This window comes from Collinsella sp. TM10-22, from assembly GCF_003466125.1.
Taxonomy (GTDB): Bacteria; Actinomycetota; Coriobacteriia; order Coriobacteriales; family Coriobacteriaceae; genus Collinsella.
The window spans coordinates 146,759-162,846 of sequence record NZ_QSOC01000003.1; the positions used below are offsets into that span (position 1 = coordinate 146,759).

A 16,088-nucleotide genomic window follows, 5' to 3' on the forward strand; every position below is an offset into this window, starting at 1 on the left:
CCATGGCACATCGCTCCGTTATTCCGTTTGGTCCGCAGCACCCTGTGCTGCCCGAGCCGCTTCACCTGGACCTGGTGATCGAGGACGACCGCGTTATCGAGGCAATTCCGCAGATTGGCTTTGTGCACCGCGGCCTTGAGAAGCTCACCGAAAAGCGCGATATGCACCAGTTTGGCTACATCGCCGAGCGCATCTGCGGCATTTGCGCCGTGGGTCACAGCTACGGTTATGCCAGCGCCTGCGAGCGCATGCTCGATATCGAGGTGCCCGGGCGCGTGCAGTATATCCGCACCATTTTGCATGAGCTTTCGCGCATCCACTCGCACCTGCTGTGGCTGGGCCTGCTCGCCGATGCCTTTGGCTTCGAGGCGCTGTTCTATCGTTCGTGGACCCTGCGCGAGCAGATTCTCAAGATCTTTGAGAGCACGTGCGGCGGCCGCGTGATCCTTTCGATTAACGAGGTCGGCGGCCTTAAGCATGATATTGAGGATTCTGAGCTGGCGGGTATTGTCCAAACGCTCGACGCCATGCGCCCCGACTACGAGGCCCTGGTGCATACGTTTTTGGACGACGACAGCTGCGGCGAGCGCCTGCATGGCGTGGGCGTGATCAGCAAGAAGGACGCGCTGGACCTTTCGATGGTCGGTCCGTTTGGGCGCGCTTCGGGCGTGGACTACGACGTGCGCATGTTCGGCGACGGCGCCTATGCGGATCTGGCTGCGTTTGAGCCCATCGTTGCTACCGATGGCGACTGCTATGCCCGCTGCCAAGTGCGTTGTGCCGAGGTCACGCAGGCCCTGGACATCATTAAGGAGCTTGTGGGCAAGATTCCGCACGACGGTATCGGCGGGCGCACCAAGCTCACGCCGGCTGACGGCGCGCTCGGCGAGGTTGTGATTGAGCAGCCGCGCGGCGAGGCGTATTACTATGTGCGCGGCAACGGCACCAAGAACCTTGACCGTTTCCGCGTGCGCACGCCGACGTCGCAAAACCTGGCGGGTCTGACGCATGCGCTGCAGGGCGTGCTCATTGCTAACGTGCCCATGATTATCCTGACCATCGACCCCTGCATTAGCTGCACGGAAAGGTAGGCGCGGCATGAGTTTGCTGACATTTGCCAAGACGGCCTTGGGCTCTATGATCAAGCAGCCGGTAACGGTGTGCTATCCGCAGGAGAAGCTCGCGGCACCCGAGCGCCTGCGTGGGCACATCGTCAACGACATGGACGTGTGCATTTGCTGCGGCATGTGCGCGCGCCGTTGCCCGGCGGGCGCGCTTGCGGTCGATCGCAAAGGCGGAACGTGGTCGATCGACCCGTACGCCTGCGTGGCGTGCGGCGAGTGCATCGAGAGCTGCCCCAAGCACTGCCTGACTATGGACACCGCCCGTACTCCGGTTGCGGCGGACAAGATTCTCACGGTAGAAACCAAGCCGGAATAGAGCTGGAATAGGGGCCGGCGGGGCAAAAATGCCCCGCCGGCCCCGCGCTTGAACGCGCGGTTGGGCCGCCGCGAACAAAACTATGCCGGATTACGGGGCTGAGTCACGAGTCCCCAACCATGCCGATATTCGTGAAAATGAAACCGCAGGTAGACGAGCCGTCATTTTGCAGAAAACGCGGGTATGGATGAGGGTCCCGACTTTGGCCCCGTAAACCGGCATAGTTTTGAAATGGCATTAAATCGGTGACAGCCATTTTGCTATGCCGGGGCGGTTGGCCGTTGGGTAATTACCCTCGCAGGTAGGCGATGGCGATCTGCGTGCGGTTGCGCAGGCCCATTTTGGCAAGGATCGAGCTGATGTGGTTGCGCACGGTGCCTTCGCCCATGTATGCCGTGGCGGCAATCTCCTTGTTGTCGAGACCGCGGGCGATGAGCTCTGCGACTTCGAACTCGCGGTCGGTCAGGCCGGCAAAGGCCGCGGGCCGGCGGGGCGTGCCCGCCGCGATGCCCGCCCCATCAAAATCGATATCCTCGATCGCCTTGCCCTCGAGCACGCGTTTGCCGTCCATGACCTGCGCCAACGCCGGAGGAATGGCGGCGATATCGGTTTTAATCAGGTAGCCGCGGGCGCCCAGCTTGAGCGCTGACACGATGTACTCGTCATCCGAGAATGTCGTCAGAAACACCACGCGTGCCGCGGGGTCGTGCTCAAGGATTTCGCGCGCCGCCGAAAGGCCGTCGCGCCCTGGCATTTGAATGTCGAGCAGCGCGACGTCGGGTGCGTGCTCGGCGCAGAGCGCCACCGCGTCGTCGCCGTCGGCACCGGTGCCCACCACCTCTATCTGCGGCTGAGCGCCCAGGATAATCTTGAGCGAATCGACCACTAGGCGGTCGTCGTCGACAACTATGAGCCTCATCGGCCCTCATCTCCTTGCTGTTTAGGGATGGTGGCAAACACGCGCCAGCCGGGGGCGCCGGCGCGCAGGCCGGCGGTGAAGGTTCCGCCAAGCGCCTCGACGCGCTCGCGCATGGAGGCGAGCCCCATACCCCCTGTGGCGCTGTGGGCGCCTGTCCGAACCCCGCCCGTTCCATCGTCGGTAACGACGAGCTGGTAAAACGACGGATGCTCCATGCACCGCACGGTAATGGTTTTGGCATGGGCGTGGCGCATGGCGTTGGAAAGCGCCTCGCGCAGTACCGCCGCAAAGCAGTTGGCGACGTTGGCGGGTGCATGCTCGGCCAAAACCTCAAGCTCAATCTGCGGACCGCTGTCCGAGCGTGCGCCTTCAACGATGCGCTCGAGCTGCACGGAGAGGTTGGCCGCATTGTCGTTGAGCGCGTGGACGCTGGCGCGCACGAGCTGAAGCGCCTCGTCAACGGTGTATTTGACGTCGGCGAAATCGGCGGCGACGCTGGGCTCGTTGGCGTGGACCACGCGCAGAGCTTCGGTTTGAAGCGAAGCGCGCGTGAGCTGGTGGCCCACGTTATCGTGGATCTCGCGCGCGATGCGGGCGCGTTCGGCGAGCGTCGCGAGCTCGACTTCGTAGTCCTGGCGGTCGGCGAGGTCGCGGTTGCGTGCCTCGAGTGCCAGGGCGCGTTCTTGCAGCTTGTCGCGGGTGCGACGCATGCGTTCCTGTTCGCGCTCCAGCTGCGCGGTGCGCAGCGACAGCAACGTGGCAGCGACCGAAAGGATGGCGGTTAGCAGCAGCGTTCGGGTGGTGAGCGCGCCGCCGCGAAGGTCCGCGACAAGCTCGCAGACAAACACGGCGCTAATCGCCGGCGCGGGCCAGATGCGTTCACGGCGCACGCGTCGCGCGATGTCATAGAAGGCAAGGGGTGCGAACGGCATAAATGGCGGCACGAAGACGGCAGCGATGATGTAGGCGTAGCTCGCGGCCTCGCTCGCGCGATGGGCGTGTTCTTCTCGTGCGACTTCCGACGCCGAGGTGGCTATAACGCCAAGGCAAAACGCCGCGACCAAGCGGGCATCCACAGCAAGGCCCAGAGCGGCCGCAATACAGCACGCCAGCACGATCGATTTGTCGAATAGCCTATTCATACGGGTATTGTACGCGATGCCGCGCACGGGGAAGGCGCCGCCCGGGGCAACCGTGACATTCCTCCCGCGCGGCAAAGCGGCGTCGATCGCTTGCGCGAGCGGGGATTTCGCCTCCGCCCCCTCGCACTCGTGACAAAGCTCACTGGTGCGCGCCGTCCGCTCCTGCGATGATGCAATCGTACCGGGCCGCAAGCAACAGAAGGGTCGCCTTATGACAGACATCGTCCACGTCGAAAACCTCGTCAAGCGCTATGACGATCTTATTGCGCTCGATCACTTTAACCTGAGTATTGCCCCTGGCGAGATCTTTGGCCTGCTGGGCCCCAACGGCTCGGGCAAGACCACGTCCATCAACTGCATCCTGCAGCTGCTCGCTTACGACAAGGGCACCATCGAGCTGTTCGGCGAGCCCATGACGCCCACGCGTTACGACCTCAAACGCCGCATCGGCGTGGTCCCACAGCAAGTTGCGGTGTTTGACGAGCTTACGGTGCGTGAGAACATCGACTATTTCTGCAGTCTCTACGTTAACGACCGCAAACGTCGCCGCGCGCTGGTGGATGAGGCGATCGACTTTGTCGGTTTGGGCGACTTTACCAAGTTTCGCCCCGGCAAGCTCTCGGGCGGCCTGGCGCGTCGCCTCAACATCGCCTGCGGCATCGCGCACAAGCCCGAGCTGATCTTTTTTGACGAGCCCACGGTGGCGGTCGATCCGCAGAGCCGCAACGCCATCCTGCAGGGCATCTCCCGCCTGCGCGACGAAGGCGCCACGGTGGTGTATACCAGCCATTACATGGAGGAAGTCGAGCAGATCTGCAGCCGCATCATGATCATGGACGGCGGGCGCGTGCTGGCGCAGGGCACCAACGACGAGCTCAAGCGCATGATTCAGATGGGCGAGCGCGTGACCGTCGAGGTCGGCACCGTCGAGGTCGCCACGGTCGAGCGCCTGCGTGCCCTCGAGCACGTGCTCAGCGTTGAGCTTTCCGGCGGCGAACTCGTCTGCACCTGCGAGGCGAGCCCGCACAATCTGGTCGACATCCTCGACACGCTGCGCGTCGCCGACGTGGCGCTCGGCCGCGTGTGGAGCGAGCCGCCGACCCTCAACGACGTGTTCCTCGAGATCACCGGCCGCGAGCTGCGCGACTAGGGGGCGGCCATGTTCAACACCATCATCACCACGGTCAAGACGCTGCTGCGTCGGCCGAGCACATGGGTCTGGGGCGCGATCTTTCCCATTGCGCTTTCAACGATGTTCATGTTTATGTTTGCGAACCTCAGCTCCGACGGCAAGATCGACCCGGTGCCGGTTGCCGTCGTGGCGGACGAGGCCTGGGACGCTTCGACCTTTAAGGGCGTGGCGGCTTCGCTTGCCAAGGAGGGCGACGATAAGCTGCTCGATGTGAGCGAGTGCGAGGATGTGGACGCCGCGAACCGTGCGCTCAAGTCCGGCGAGGTCGTGGGCATCTACACGGTCGATGCCGCGGGCACGCCCAAGCTCACGCTGCTTTCGAGTTATGACAGCTCGCGCGCCTCGTCGGTGCTCACCGACCGCAGCATCCTTGAGACGGTGGCGAGCTCGTATACGCAAAATGCCGAGCTCATGTCCCAGATTGCCCAGGACAACCCGGCGGCGCTCGCCGACCCCGAGGCGGTTGCGCGCGCCCTGTCGATTGAGGGCGGCGTCCGCCGCGTAAGCCTGACACGCACCACGCCCGATGGCACAGTCATCTACTATTACGCGCTTTTTGGCCTGGTCGCGATGATGTCTGCCGAGTTTGCCGCCTTGAGCGTCGTTGACCTGCAGCCCAATCTGTCGGGCCTTGGCGCGCGCCGCTGCGTGGGCGGCCTTTCCAAGACGGCGTCGCTGGCCGGCATTTTTGTCGGCTCGTGGCTGGTCTCCTTCGCCTCGATGGCGATCGCGATCGGCTACGTGAGCCTGGTCGTGGGCGTCGACTTTGGTGGGCGCGAGGGACTGTGTTTGGTGGGCGGCGCCGCTTCCGCGCTTGCCGCCACGGGCTTGGGACTCTTTGTGGGCACGCTTCCCGTTAAGGGTGGCAAGGCATCCAAGTCGGGCATCCTCACGGGTTTCGCTACCACGTGCGCCCTGTTCGCCGGGCTTTACGGCGAGCCGGCGATGGCACTTGCCGACGACGTTGCCCGCGCCTTCCCGGCCGAGTGCTGGCTCAATCCCGTCAAGCTCATCTGCGACATGTTCAACCGCTTATATTTCTTTGAGGACCTGGGTCCCTTTGTCATCCGTGCGGGCGCGCTGGTCCTCATGACGCTGGTGTTTGTTGTCGCAGCCACGCTGATTTTTGGAAGGAGCCGCTATGAGCACCTTTAAGACTGCGCTGCGCATGGCGCTCGCGCATCCGTTCTACCTGCTCATCTATACGGTGTTCATATCGCTGATGGGTGTGTTCATCGCGGCATCGGTGAGCTGGAACTCGTCGCAGCTCACCGAATACAAGCCCTACGACGCCAATGTGATTGTGGTCGACCGCGACGACAGCGATCTTTCGCGCGCGCTCACCAAGCACTTGGGCTCGCGCTTTGACCTGGTTACGGGTGTTGGCGACGACACGTACGACCTTGCGGACGCGCTCTCCAAGAGCAACAGCGCCAAGGGCAGCGCCGACTGCGTGTTCTTTATCCCGGAGGGGTTTGAGGACGACCTCGTTGCAGCCGCCCGCGTGGGGGAGTCCCTGCCCAAGCTCGATGTGACCTACGGTGCCGGCACCATGGCGGCGGCGCTTTCGTCTGCCGAGGCCTCGCGCTGGATCTCGCTCGCGGGCGCTGCGGCGGCACTTGAGCCCGCTGCTTCTAACGGCGACGTTGCCAAGGCGGCCGAGCACGCGGCCGCAAAGCGCGCGGAGGTCCAGATCGAGCAGGTCAAGGTCGACTCGACTGCCGCCGCCACGCTCGAGTCGTACTTCAACTTTGGCGCGTACGCGATCATCTCGTCGGTCATCGTGTCGGTGGGATTGGTGCTCTCGGGCATGAACGAGCCCGAACGCGTGCGCCGCATGGATGCCGGCCCGGTCTCCGAGCGCCAGCGTTCGCTCGCCGTGTTCGCGGCCGCCGCCGTGCTCACCGTCTGCATTTGGTTTGTGTCGAGCATGATGGGCGTCGTGGGCTTTGCCGGAGCGGTTGCCGAGGTTGGCGTGGATCGCGTGTGCCTAGCGCTGGCTGCAACGTTTGCCCTGGCGTGCACGCCGCTGGCCGTTGGCTTTACGCTGTCGAGCTTGGGCGCGCGCGAGGAGCTGCTCAACGGCGTGGGCAACTTACTCGGCATGCTCATGACGTTTTTGGGCGGCGCCTGGATGCCGCTGTCGCTCATGGGCTCGGCCGTGCAGACCGCGGCGCATTTTGTGCCGACGTATTGGGTGAACGACGCGATCGGCAAGGCACTTGCCTCGGACCTGACGCCTGCCGTGCTGGGCGACATTGCCTGCGACCTGGGCGTCACGGCGCTCTTTGCCGCCGCCATCGCCGCCGCAGGCCTAGCCCTCGCGCACAACAAATCCCGCGCCTAACCGCCTAGCCATTGGGGATGTTCTTAAACGACTAGCCATGGGGGACAGTCTTTGCCGATTGGCCGGCTTGCCGGCCGGGCTGGCAAGGACTGTCCCTAGCTGTCGGCAGGAAAGGAGCGTCCCCAACTGCCGGGTGGCGAAAGGGTGCCCCCAGCGACTAGTCGTTTAAGAATGTCCCCAACGGCTAGGCGCCGCGCTTGACTTCAACCCCGCTTTAACGGGTACCATCCTCTATGTCTGTAACGCCATATAGACCGAGGGGATATATCTATGACCGCAACTGCACCCGCTGCACCTGCCAAGGTGTACTTCACCAACCTGCGCACGCACGGCCGCGAAAGCCAGCTCGACAAGCTCAAGCGCCTGATTCGCCGCGCCGGCATCGAGCAGATCGACTTCGACAACAAGTTCGTCGCCATCAAGATCCACTTCGGCGAACTGGGCAACCTCTCCTTCCTGCGCCCCAACTACGCGCGTGCCGTCGCGGACGTGGTCAAGGAGCTGGGCGGCAAGCCCTTCCTCACCGATTGCAACACGCTTTACGTCGGTAGCCGCAAAAACGCGCTCGAGCACATCGACACCGCCTACCAGAACGGCTTTACCCCGTACGCCACGGGCTGCCAGGTCATCATCGCCGACGGCCTCAAGGGCACCGACGAGGCACTCGTTCCGGTCGAGGGCGGCGAGTACGTGCATGAGGCCAAGATCGGCCAGGCGCTCATGGATGCCGACATCGTGATCAGCCTCACCCACTTTAAGGGTCATGAGCAGGCCGGCTTTGGCGGCGCCATGAAGAACCTGGGCATGGGCGGCGGCAGCCGTGCCGGCAAGATGGAGCAGCATGCTGCCGGCAAGCCGAGCGTCGCGACCGAGCACTGCGTTGGCTGCCGTGCCTGCGAAAAGATTTGCGCGCACAACGCCGTCTCGTTCGATGGCACCCGCGAGCGCGAGCTGGCGAGTGGCAAGACCGTCGAGGTGCACGTGGCCGCCATCGACCACGACCGCTGCCTAGGCTGCGGCCGCTGCATCGGCGTGTGCAACCAGGATGCCATCAATCCCGACTATGACGCCGCTGCCGACGTGCTCAACTGCAAGATTGCCGAGTACACCAAGGCCATCGTTGACGGCCGCCCGAGCTTCCACATCTCGCTCGCCATGGACATCAGCCCCAACTGCGACTGCCATGCCGAGAACGACACGCCCATCGTCAACGACATTGGCATGTTTGCGAGCTTCGACCCGGTCGCCATCGACCAGGCCTGCGCCGACGCCGTTCTGGCCTCCGAGCCGCTGCCCAACACCGTACTCACCGACAGCGCGGCCAAGATGGAGCACGACCACGAGCATCTGCAGGGCGAGCAGGCCAAGGACCCCTTCTGCATCACGCATCCCGACACCGACTGGCGCTCCTGCATCGCACACGCCGAGAAGATCGGCCTGGGCACGAGCAAGTACGAGCTCATCGAGGTCAAGTAGCGCCTGTCTATTGGACATATCAAGCGCCTTTGTAGCGTAACGTAAGAAAAAACCGCCCGCGAGCGCAGTGCTCGCGGGCGGTTTTTCGAAAGTGCGGGGAAAAATCGAATATCGCAGACCACAAACCGTTTTTTGGCAACAACACCCCTGATAAATTCCTGGTAAAACCGCGGTCTGGTCGGGGCTTCCGACATTTTCCCCGCACTTCCGAAAATAGAGGGGTCAGATAAAGCCAAATATGTGTAAATTCACCTAGAAATTCTTGTCGAGGAAGCCGTTGACCGTGTTCCAGTAGAGTTCGGGGTCGACCTGCGCGCTCTTGGCGTGCGTGGCGCCATGGACGGTGAGCTTTTGCTTGACCTTGCTAGCGCACGCGTCGTAGTTTTGCTTGAGCATACTGTACGGCACAAAGGTGTCTTGGTCGCCATGGATAAAGAGCATGGGGACCGTCGCGTGTTTAAGCTGCTCCACGCTGTTTGCCTTATGGAAGTCATAGCCTGCGCGAACGTTGCACACCAGGTTCGCCACATCGAGCAAGGGAAAGCTGGGCAGGCCAAACACGTCCTTGAGCTGCAGGGAAAACTCGTCCCAGACGCTCGTGTAGCCGCAGTCCTCGATGATGCACCTAACATTAGAGGGCAACGATTCCCCCGCGACGTTCATGGCCGTCGCCGCGCCCATCGACTCGCCAAAGACCAGGATGCGCGCCTCGGGGTCGGCCTGAACGATTCGCCCGATCCATGCGATGACGTCGAGCCGCTCGGGCCAGCCCATGCCGATATACTCGCCGCCGGAGCGCTCGTGGGCGCGGGCGGCGGGTGCGAGTACGTTCATGCCGCGGTCGTGGAAGCGCTTGACGTATCGGGACATGCCGATGGGCTCGTCGGTGTATCCGTGCAGGCAGATAGCGTAATCGTGCGTGCTCTCCGGGGCGGCAAAATACCAAGCGGCAAGCTCGGTCCCGTCATCTGCGGTGAAGCTGCTGCTCTCGCGATGCTCTTTGAACCACGCCCGCGCCTCGACTGCCTCGGCATCCATCTGCTCGCCCTTATTGGTGTCCTTGCCGTCCTGCATCATCTTCATGGTGTACGGCGCGTGGGGGTTCAGGGCAAAGTCAAACAAAAAGTTGCCGGCAAATCCGAGCAGCGCGACAACAAGCGCCAGCGCAACAACGCCGGCGATCTTGAGCTTTCGATGGGGGTGTGCACTTTGAGTCACGCAGTGTTCTCCTCTAAGACGTTAATACCTCAACATTTAAACGAAGCGCATTATGAATGTTCGCCGTTGATGCGTCAACAAGCAAAGAATGGGTAAACAAAAGGTCGCGTATGGTGCAAATTTCGCACGTACCAAGACGCTTTGATATAGTGTTGAGAACTCTATTATGTTGGAGGATGTAACCGGCATGTCCGATTCGAGCGACAGTTCCAAGCCGCGGCCCAAGACCGCGGCCGTTCCACAGTACACGGTGGGCGAGGAGATCATGAACTCCGTCACCCATGGTGTCGGCTGCCTGCTGGGCATCGCAGGCCTGGTGCTCCTGATCGTATTCGCTGCCCTGCGTGGCGGCGGCCCGGCCCACATGGCTGCGGCGATTGTCTACGGCGTCAGCATCATCCTCGAATACCTGGCCTCCACGCTCTACCACGCGATTCAGCCCGCGCGCGCCAAGCGCGTGTTCCGTATCATCGACCACAGCTGTATCTACCTGCTCATAGCCGGCAGCTATACGCCGTTTTGCCTCATCACGCTTGCAAACGACGGCGGTGCTGTGCTGTTCTTTGCCGTATGGGCCATCGCCATCGTCGGCATCGCGCTGGAGTGCTTTATGCGCGAGCGTCAACCGCACTGGGTAAGCGGCCTGGTCTACCTGCTGATGGGCTGGCTCGTTGTCTTTAAGCTGCCCGAGCTTGTGGCACTGCTCAGCCCCGTGGCGCTTGCCCTGCTCGCCGTCGGCGGCGTGTGCTACACCGTGGGCGTACCGTTCTATATCGCCAAAAACGTGCGCTACCTGCACAGCGTGTTTCACCTGTGGGTGCTCGCCGGCAGCATCTTCCAGTTCATGGCGGTGATCCTCTTCGTAATCTAGCGACCACGCCCGCGCGTCCGCGTCCCCGTTTGGGCGCCGGCGCCATTGCCGTATCCGCCCCCAACGTTTTAACCTGACGTCCCGAATCTTGGAGGTTCGAGAAACTCCCGATGGACATAACCATCTCTCTCATCACCACCCTCGTTTTGACCCTCATCAACGGCTACTTCTCTATGTCCGAGATGGCACTCACCACGGCAAAGCGCGCCGTGCTGGAGCACGAGGCCGAGGAAGGCGACAAGCGCGCCGAGCGCGCCATGAAGCTGGCCGCCGACTCCGACGAGCTGCTGGCCACCATCCAGGTTGCCATCACGCTCGTGGGCTTTGCCTCGTCCGCCGTCGCCTCGACGAGCCTGTCCGACCCGCTCGCCACGTGGCTCATGAGCTTTGGCATCGCGCCGCTCTCCGCCATCGCGCGCGGTTTGGCGCCGGTCATCATCACCGTCGCGGTTGCCTTCGTGTCCATCGTGATTGGCGAGCTCGTGCCCAAGCGCATCGGCCTGGCCAATGCCGAGGGCGTGTCCAAGCAGGTCGTGGGGGCGCTGTCGTTTTTCCAAAAGATCGCCCGTCCGCTCGTGTGGCTGACTGGCGCTTGCTCCGATGGCCTAGCCCGCATCCTGCGCATCAAGAGTGCCGACGACCGTCAGAACGTCTCGGAAGAAGAGATCAAGTACATGGTCTCGGAGCAGGATGACCTGCTCGACGAGGAAAAGCGCATGATTCACGAGATCTTCGACTTGGGCGACACCGTTGCCCGCGAGGTCATGGTGCCGCGCGTGGACACCACCATGTGCGAGGATGACGAGACGGTCGCCAGCGTGCTATCCACCATGCGCCAGACCGGCTTTAGCCGCATCCCCGTCTATCACGAGGACCCCGACAACGTGGCGGGCATCGCGCATATCAAGGACCTGATCCAGCCTGCGCTCGACGGCAAGGGCGACCAGCCCATCGCCGGCTTTTTGCGCGACGCCACCTTTGTGCCCGACACCAAGGATATCCTGCCGCTGCTGTCCGAGATGCAGACCTCGCACGACCAGATCGTGGTGGTCGTGGACGAGTACGGCGGCACGGCCGGCATCATCACCATCGAGGATATCGTCGAGGAGATCGTGGGCGAGATCGAGGACGAGTTCGACCCCGACAACAAGTACCTCACGCGCCTTTCGCGCCGCGAGTGGCTCGTCGATGGGCGTTTTTCGTGCGATGACGCAATTGAGCTTGGTTGGCCGCTCGAGGAAAGCGATGATTATGAGACCATCGCCGGCTGGATTTTGGAGCTTTGCGACTCGGTGCCCGACATCGGAGAGGTGTTTGAGGTCGCGGGGTACAAGTTTAAGGTGCAGTCGATGCGTGGCCAGCGCATCTCGCTCATTCGCGTGATCGCTCCGGCCGAAACCGAAAAGAAGGATTCCGAGTTCTCGGCAGATAAGCCGGCAGCGTCGGGTGCGGGTTCTGCGAATCCGCACGACGGCGACGAGTAGGGCAAGGAAGAGTAGGGGAGAGTTATGGCAGGCCTGTTCAACATCCTTAAGGTCACCGTCAGCGAGGACAAGATCTGCGCGCATGTGCTGGTGAACCCCGGCATGCCGCTGATGACCTCGGAGGATATCGAGGCCACGGCGCGCGTGTACTACCTGGTGCCGGCGATTGCCAAGCACCTGTGCCTGGGTGATTCCGGCCGCGAGTTCCAGGATTCCATGGGTCAGACCGAGCTTTGCCACCTGCTGGAGCACGTGACGGTCGAGCTCATGAACGAGACCGGTCTTGCCGGCAGCATCTCGTGCGGTCGCACGCGCGTAAGCGAGCACGACGAGCGCGTCTTTGAGGTTGAGCTTTCGTGTCCCGACGACGCGCTGGCCATTGGCGCGCTGTCTTCTGCCACCTTTATGATGGACTGGGCCTATCTGCACGCCGACCAGCCGGCTCCCGATGTGGACGGTACGGTCGCGGGCCTGCGCAACCTGGTGCTGGGCATGCGCGCCGAGGCCGAGGGCAAGGATCCTCACGAGGCCGTCGCCGCCGCGAACGGCGAAGATGCTGCCGAGGACGAGGGCGCTGACGAGGGCGATGTGCCGGTCGACGCCGAGCCTGTTGCCGATGCGACCGCCGAGCCCGTTCCCACCGAGCCCCAGGGCGTCCCCAACTTTGACGACGAGCCCCAGGTGGCGATTGATACCGAGGGTGCGGTTGCCGAAAACCACGAGGCTTCCGCTGCCGTCTTTGGCGGTGCGGCGACGGTTCCGGCGGGACCTGCGCATGAGGGCGGCCTGCCGCTCGTAGACGGCGCCGGCGAGGACCCGGGTGCCACGGTGGCCATGCCGGCTATGCCTCAGGAGTAGGCCTACGCGTTTATTACCATCACGGACCTGCGCCTTTGCCGTACGCAGATGAGCGGAGCGGCAAGTGATGCGCTGCGGGTATAATGGACAGCATTCAAACGGTGGGCACCGACGTGCCCGCAGGAGAGGAATGATCATGGGTAAGACTTTCAGCTTTGTCTCCGGCGCACTTTTTGGTGCCGCTGCCGGCGCTATTATCGGCGTTGCTCTGGCCCCGCGCTCGGGCGCCGAGACCCGCGCCATGGCTGCCGATATCGCCAACGACGCCTGGGACAATATGCGCGACACCTACGAGCACAGCGCCGAGGAGGCCCGTGCTGCGGTCAACGATTTTGGCCCGATGGTCGACGCCAAGACCGACGACCTGCGCGCCAAGGTCGACCTGGCCCGCGAGCGCATGGACCAGCTGCGCGAGCAGCTCAACGACGCCATTTCGGGCGGCAACGTGACGCCTGCCGCCGACGTCGTGGTCGAGAACGCCGTCGAGGCTGATACCGAGGCTGCGGAGCCCTCGACCGAGGCATAATGCGCGCCGGGGATTTTGTCGGCGCCAAGATCTATCGCAAGCCTACCGAGGACAAGCGCATCAAAAAGGACGGCACGCCGCGCAGCCCTAAAAAGCTCGGAAAGATTCACTTTCCGGTTTTTACCCCGGGCGGTACGCGCGTGGTCGGCTTTATGGTCCGCCAGTCCGATATCGCGGGCATGATCGAGCGTCCCGACCGATTCGTAGCGCTCGACGCCATTGGTGTCTACGAGGGCGCCATTGCGGTCGATGACGTCAAGGACACGTACGATGCCGCCGCCGCCAAGCGCCTCGACATCAACCTGGACGATTGCATCATCTGGGTCGGTATGGACGTGCGCACGGAATCGGGCGACGTCGTGGGCTATTGCTCGGACGTTGAGTTCAAGCCACGCTCGGGTATCGTGCAGGCATTCTATGTGACCGCCGGTGCTGCTTCGAGTGTTTTGGTTGGTGACACGCAGGTGCCGCCGACGATGCTGCGGGGCTACGAGAACGGCGCGATGGTCGTCTCGGACGAGGTCAAGTCGCTCGGGTATTCGGGCGGTGCGGCTGCCAAGGCCGCTGAGGCCAGCGTCGTGGTGGGTGACAAGGTCAAGAAGGGCGCCAAGGTGCTCGATGACAAGGGATCGGTCGCCGTGGACAAGGGCAGCCGCGCACTGGGCAAGCAGCTCGGCAAGACGCGCGGTATGTTCAAGGCGTTTAAGGACGAATATCAAAAGGCGAGCGGGGGCTCGTCAAAAGCTAGCAAATAGCGACGTACCAAATGATGGGAGGCGAGCCGGAGACCTGTTGCTCCGGCTTGCTGCGTTTATGGGGGAGGGCACATGCGCCAAAACGGATCTAACTTAAACGGGCGCTCGGGTGCGCGTCCGACGGCGCGACGCGACCTGGGGCAGCTGCCCAGCGGCCAGCGCCGTCGCCGCCGTAAGCCCGGCGCGATGTACCTCAACCATAGCCGTGGATTTAGCGATCGCAGCGCGCGCATCGGCAGCGGGCGCTCACCGCGCCGACCGTCCCGCCTGCCCTATGCGCTCATCGCCGTGGGTTGCGCGCTCGTACTGTTTATCGCTGCCGTCGTGGGCTACGTAAACCGCAGCGTGGACGTGGAACTCAACGGGCAAAAGACCGCGGTGCGCGTGGGCTCTACGTTGCAGAATCTTATCGACGACCAGGAGTTGGCTGACACCTACGACGCAGGCGACCTGTTGGCCGTCGATGACAGCGTGCTCAAGCGCCATGGGGGCGAAAAGCTGTCGGTGAAGGTCGACGGCAAGCGCGTGAAGCAGGGCAAATGGGATAGCCGCGAACTTGAGGGCGGCGAGAAGGTGACGGTCAAGGATGGCCGTAACACCTACGAGAAGCATGAGGTTCAGGCTACGGTTATCGATCCCAAGCTCAAGGTCGAGGGCACGGGTGCCATCGAGTACGTCAAGACGTGGGGCATCCAGGGCCGCTCCGAGGTGTGGGTCGGCGAGCAGTCGGGCAAGACGCAGGACCGCGGCGAGGTCGTGAACGCTACCGATTGCGTGGTCGAGTGCGCGAGCGTGGCGCCCAAGGGCAACGAAAAGTACGTGGCGCTGACGTTTGACGAGGGCCCGAGCGGCGCCACCAAACAGATCTTGCAGGTGCTCAAGGAAAAGGGCGTCACCGCGACGTTCTTCCTTTCGGGCGATGCGGCCGAGGCCTCGCCTGCCACGGCCAAGGCGATTGTCGATGCCGGGTGCGAGATTGGCTCCAACAGCTACAGCGATGATTCGCTCAAGGGCGAGGATCGCGAGACAGTACGCGAACAGATCACGAAAGGTACCGATGCGATTAAGTCGGCGACCGGCGTGAAGACGATGCTGCTGCGCGCTCCCTATGCTGCCTTTGACGAGCAAAACTGGATCGACTCGATGGACCTGGTCTCCGCCGTGGTCTCGTGGAATATCGATTCGGGTGACTGGCTGCTCAAAGGTGCCGACGAGCAGGTCTCGACGGTGCTCGATTCGGTGACGCCAGGCAATATCGTGCTGCTCACCGATAGAGACGAATGCGCCGAGCAGACGCTCGAGGCGCTGCCGCAGATTATCGACGGGCTTATTGCCGACGGCTACAAGATCGTGACGCTCAGCGATCTGGTCAAGACGGACACAGCGCTGAGCAAAAAGCTCACGTCACTGACGAAGGTCACCATGCCCAAGAACGCCGTATTTCCCCAACTTGCCGAGGACGACGACGCCACGGAGTAGCTCAAACGAGTGGCACGGTGGGACAAAATTATCAGTAGTGTTTGTCCCAGGTGCGAAAGGCGCATCGGGCTTGTCGTCGCAAGCGACCCTGGGACAAACACTACTGATAATTTTGTCCCACCACTTCGCTGCGGACGACTATGTCACGGATGCGTCAGCGTTTGGTATGCCTGCAATGTGCAGCGCATAAATTCGGCGCCGCAGCGCGATGCTGATGCTATAGTTACTGCGGTTAATGAGGGTCAAGAGAAAGGTTACAGGTGAAATCCAAACCTCGACCATACAGTCGATGACCCCATGCAGGTGCTTTCTGCGCGTGCACGGGGTGTGAGCGCTGAGCGGCGTGCCGCCCGCGCATGCGTATACATATCTAAAAGTCCA

15 protein-coding genes are annotated in these 16,088 nt (G+C 62.7%); 12 read left to right on the forward strand and 3 right to left on the reverse strand.

Features of this window, described 5'->3' with window-relative positions:
- Positions 1-2: 2 nt before the first annotated feature.
- A complete protein-coding gene (locus DXD94_RS04100) occupies positions 3-1,091 on the forward strand; it encodes a nickel-dependent hydrogenase large subunit (protein ID WP_117734750.1) in 1,089 nt (362 codons plus the stop codon).
- Positions 1,092-1,098: 7 nt separating this feature from the next.
- Positions 1,099-1,440, forward strand: coding sequence for a 4Fe-4S dicluster domain-containing protein (locus DXD94_RS04105; RefSeq protein WP_117763298.1), 342 nt, complete (start codon positions 1,099-1,101; stop codon positions 1,438-1,440).
- Between the two features lie 289 nt (positions 1,441-1,729).
- Here DXD94_RS04105 and DXD94_RS04110 read toward each other — a convergent pair whose 3' ends face one another.
- Positions 1,730-2,359: a response regulator transcription factor gene (locus DXD94_RS04110; protein ID WP_117734748.1), complete on the reverse strand. Its 630-nt coding sequence runs from the start codon at positions 2,357-2,359 to the stop codon at positions 1,730-1,732.
- A complete protein-coding gene (locus DXD94_RS04115; protein ID WP_158564789.1) occupies positions 2,356-3,501 on the reverse strand; it encodes a sensor histidine kinase in 1,146 nt (381 codons plus the stop codon). The genes DXD94_RS04110 and DXD94_RS04115 overlap by 4 nt, the downstream gene beginning before the upstream one ends.
- A 211-nt stretch (positions 3,502-3,712) precedes the next feature.
- Between DXD94_RS04115 and DXD94_RS04120 the strand changes: the two genes are divergently transcribed.
- The 4 genes from DXD94_RS04120 (at position 3,713) to DXD94_RS04135 (ending at position 8,516) form a co-directional block, all read left to right on the forward strand.
- Positions 3,713-4,651: an ABC transporter ATP-binding protein gene (locus DXD94_RS04120; protein ID WP_117763300.1), complete on the forward strand. Its 939-nt coding sequence runs from the start codon at positions 3,713-3,715 to the stop codon at positions 4,649-4,651.
- A gap of 9 nt (positions 4,652-4,660) precedes the next feature.
- The gene (locus DXD94_RS04125) at positions 4,661-5,848 is read left to right on the forward strand and encodes an ABC transporter permease (protein WP_117763301.1); all 1,188 of its coding nucleotides are present in this window, start codon (positions 4,661-4,663) and stop codon (positions 5,846-5,848) included.
- A complete protein-coding gene (locus tag DXD94_RS04130) occupies positions 5,835-7,040 on the forward strand; it encodes an ABC transporter permease (RefSeq protein WP_117734744.1) in 1,206 nt (401 codons plus the stop codon). Before DXD94_RS04125 ends, DXD94_RS04130 begins: the two co-directional genes overlap by 14 nt.
- Before the next feature lie 270 nt (positions 7,041-7,310).
- Positions 7,311-8,516, forward strand: a complete 1,206-nt coding sequence (locus DXD94_RS04135) for a DUF362 domain-containing protein (protein ID WP_117763302.1) — start codon at positions 7,311-7,313, stop codon at positions 8,514-8,516.
- A gap of 252 nt (positions 8,517-8,768) precedes the next feature.
- Here DXD94_RS04135 and DXD94_RS04140 read toward each other — a convergent pair whose 3' ends face one another.
- Positions 8,769-9,734 (reverse strand): alpha/beta hydrolase, encoded by a 966-nt coding sequence (locus tag DXD94_RS04140; RefSeq protein ID WP_117763303.1) that lies wholly within the window; start codon positions 9,732-9,734, stop codon positions 8,769-8,771.
- A gap of 187 nt (positions 9,735-9,921) precedes the next feature.
- Between DXD94_RS04140 and DXD94_RS04145 the strand changes: the two genes are divergently transcribed.
- The 6 genes from DXD94_RS04145 (at position 9,922) to DXD94_RS04170 (ending at position 15,707) form a co-directional block, all read left to right on the forward strand.
- Positions 9,922-10,605 (forward strand): hemolysin III family protein, encoded by a 684-nt coding sequence (locus DXD94_RS04145; protein WP_199568379.1) that lies wholly within the window; start codon positions 9,922-9,924, stop codon positions 10,603-10,605.
- 110 nt (positions 10,606-10,715) lie between these two features.
- Positions 10,716-12,089, forward strand: coding sequence for a hemolysin family protein (locus tag DXD94_RS04150; RefSeq protein ID WP_117763304.1), 1,374 nt, complete (start codon positions 10,716-10,718; stop codon positions 12,087-12,089).
- Between the two features lie 24 nt (positions 12,090-12,113).
- On the forward strand, positions 12,114-12,947 hold the full coding sequence (locus DXD94_RS09800; protein ID WP_233540316.1) for a hypothetical protein: 834 nt from the start codon (positions 12,114-12,116) through the stop codon (positions 12,945-12,947).
- 136 nt (positions 12,948-13,083) lie between these two features.
- Positions 13,084-13,473 (forward strand): YtxH domain-containing protein, encoded by a 390-nt coding sequence (locus tag DXD94_RS04160; protein WP_099432470.1) that lies wholly within the window; start codon positions 13,084-13,086, stop codon positions 13,471-13,473.
- Positions 13,473-14,228, forward strand: coding sequence for a PRC-barrel domain containing protein (locus DXD94_RS04165; protein WP_117735636.1), 756 nt, complete (start codon positions 13,473-13,475; stop codon positions 14,226-14,228). The genes DXD94_RS04160 and DXD94_RS04165 overlap by 1 nt, the downstream gene beginning before the upstream one ends.
- Positions 14,229-14,300: 72 nt before the next feature.
- Positions 14,301-15,707 (forward strand): polysaccharide deacetylase family protein, encoded by a 1,407-nt coding sequence (locus DXD94_RS04170; protein WP_233502268.1) that lies wholly within the window; start codon positions 14,301-14,303, stop codon positions 15,705-15,707.
- The last annotated feature ends 381 nt before the right edge of the window (positions 15,708-16,088 follow it).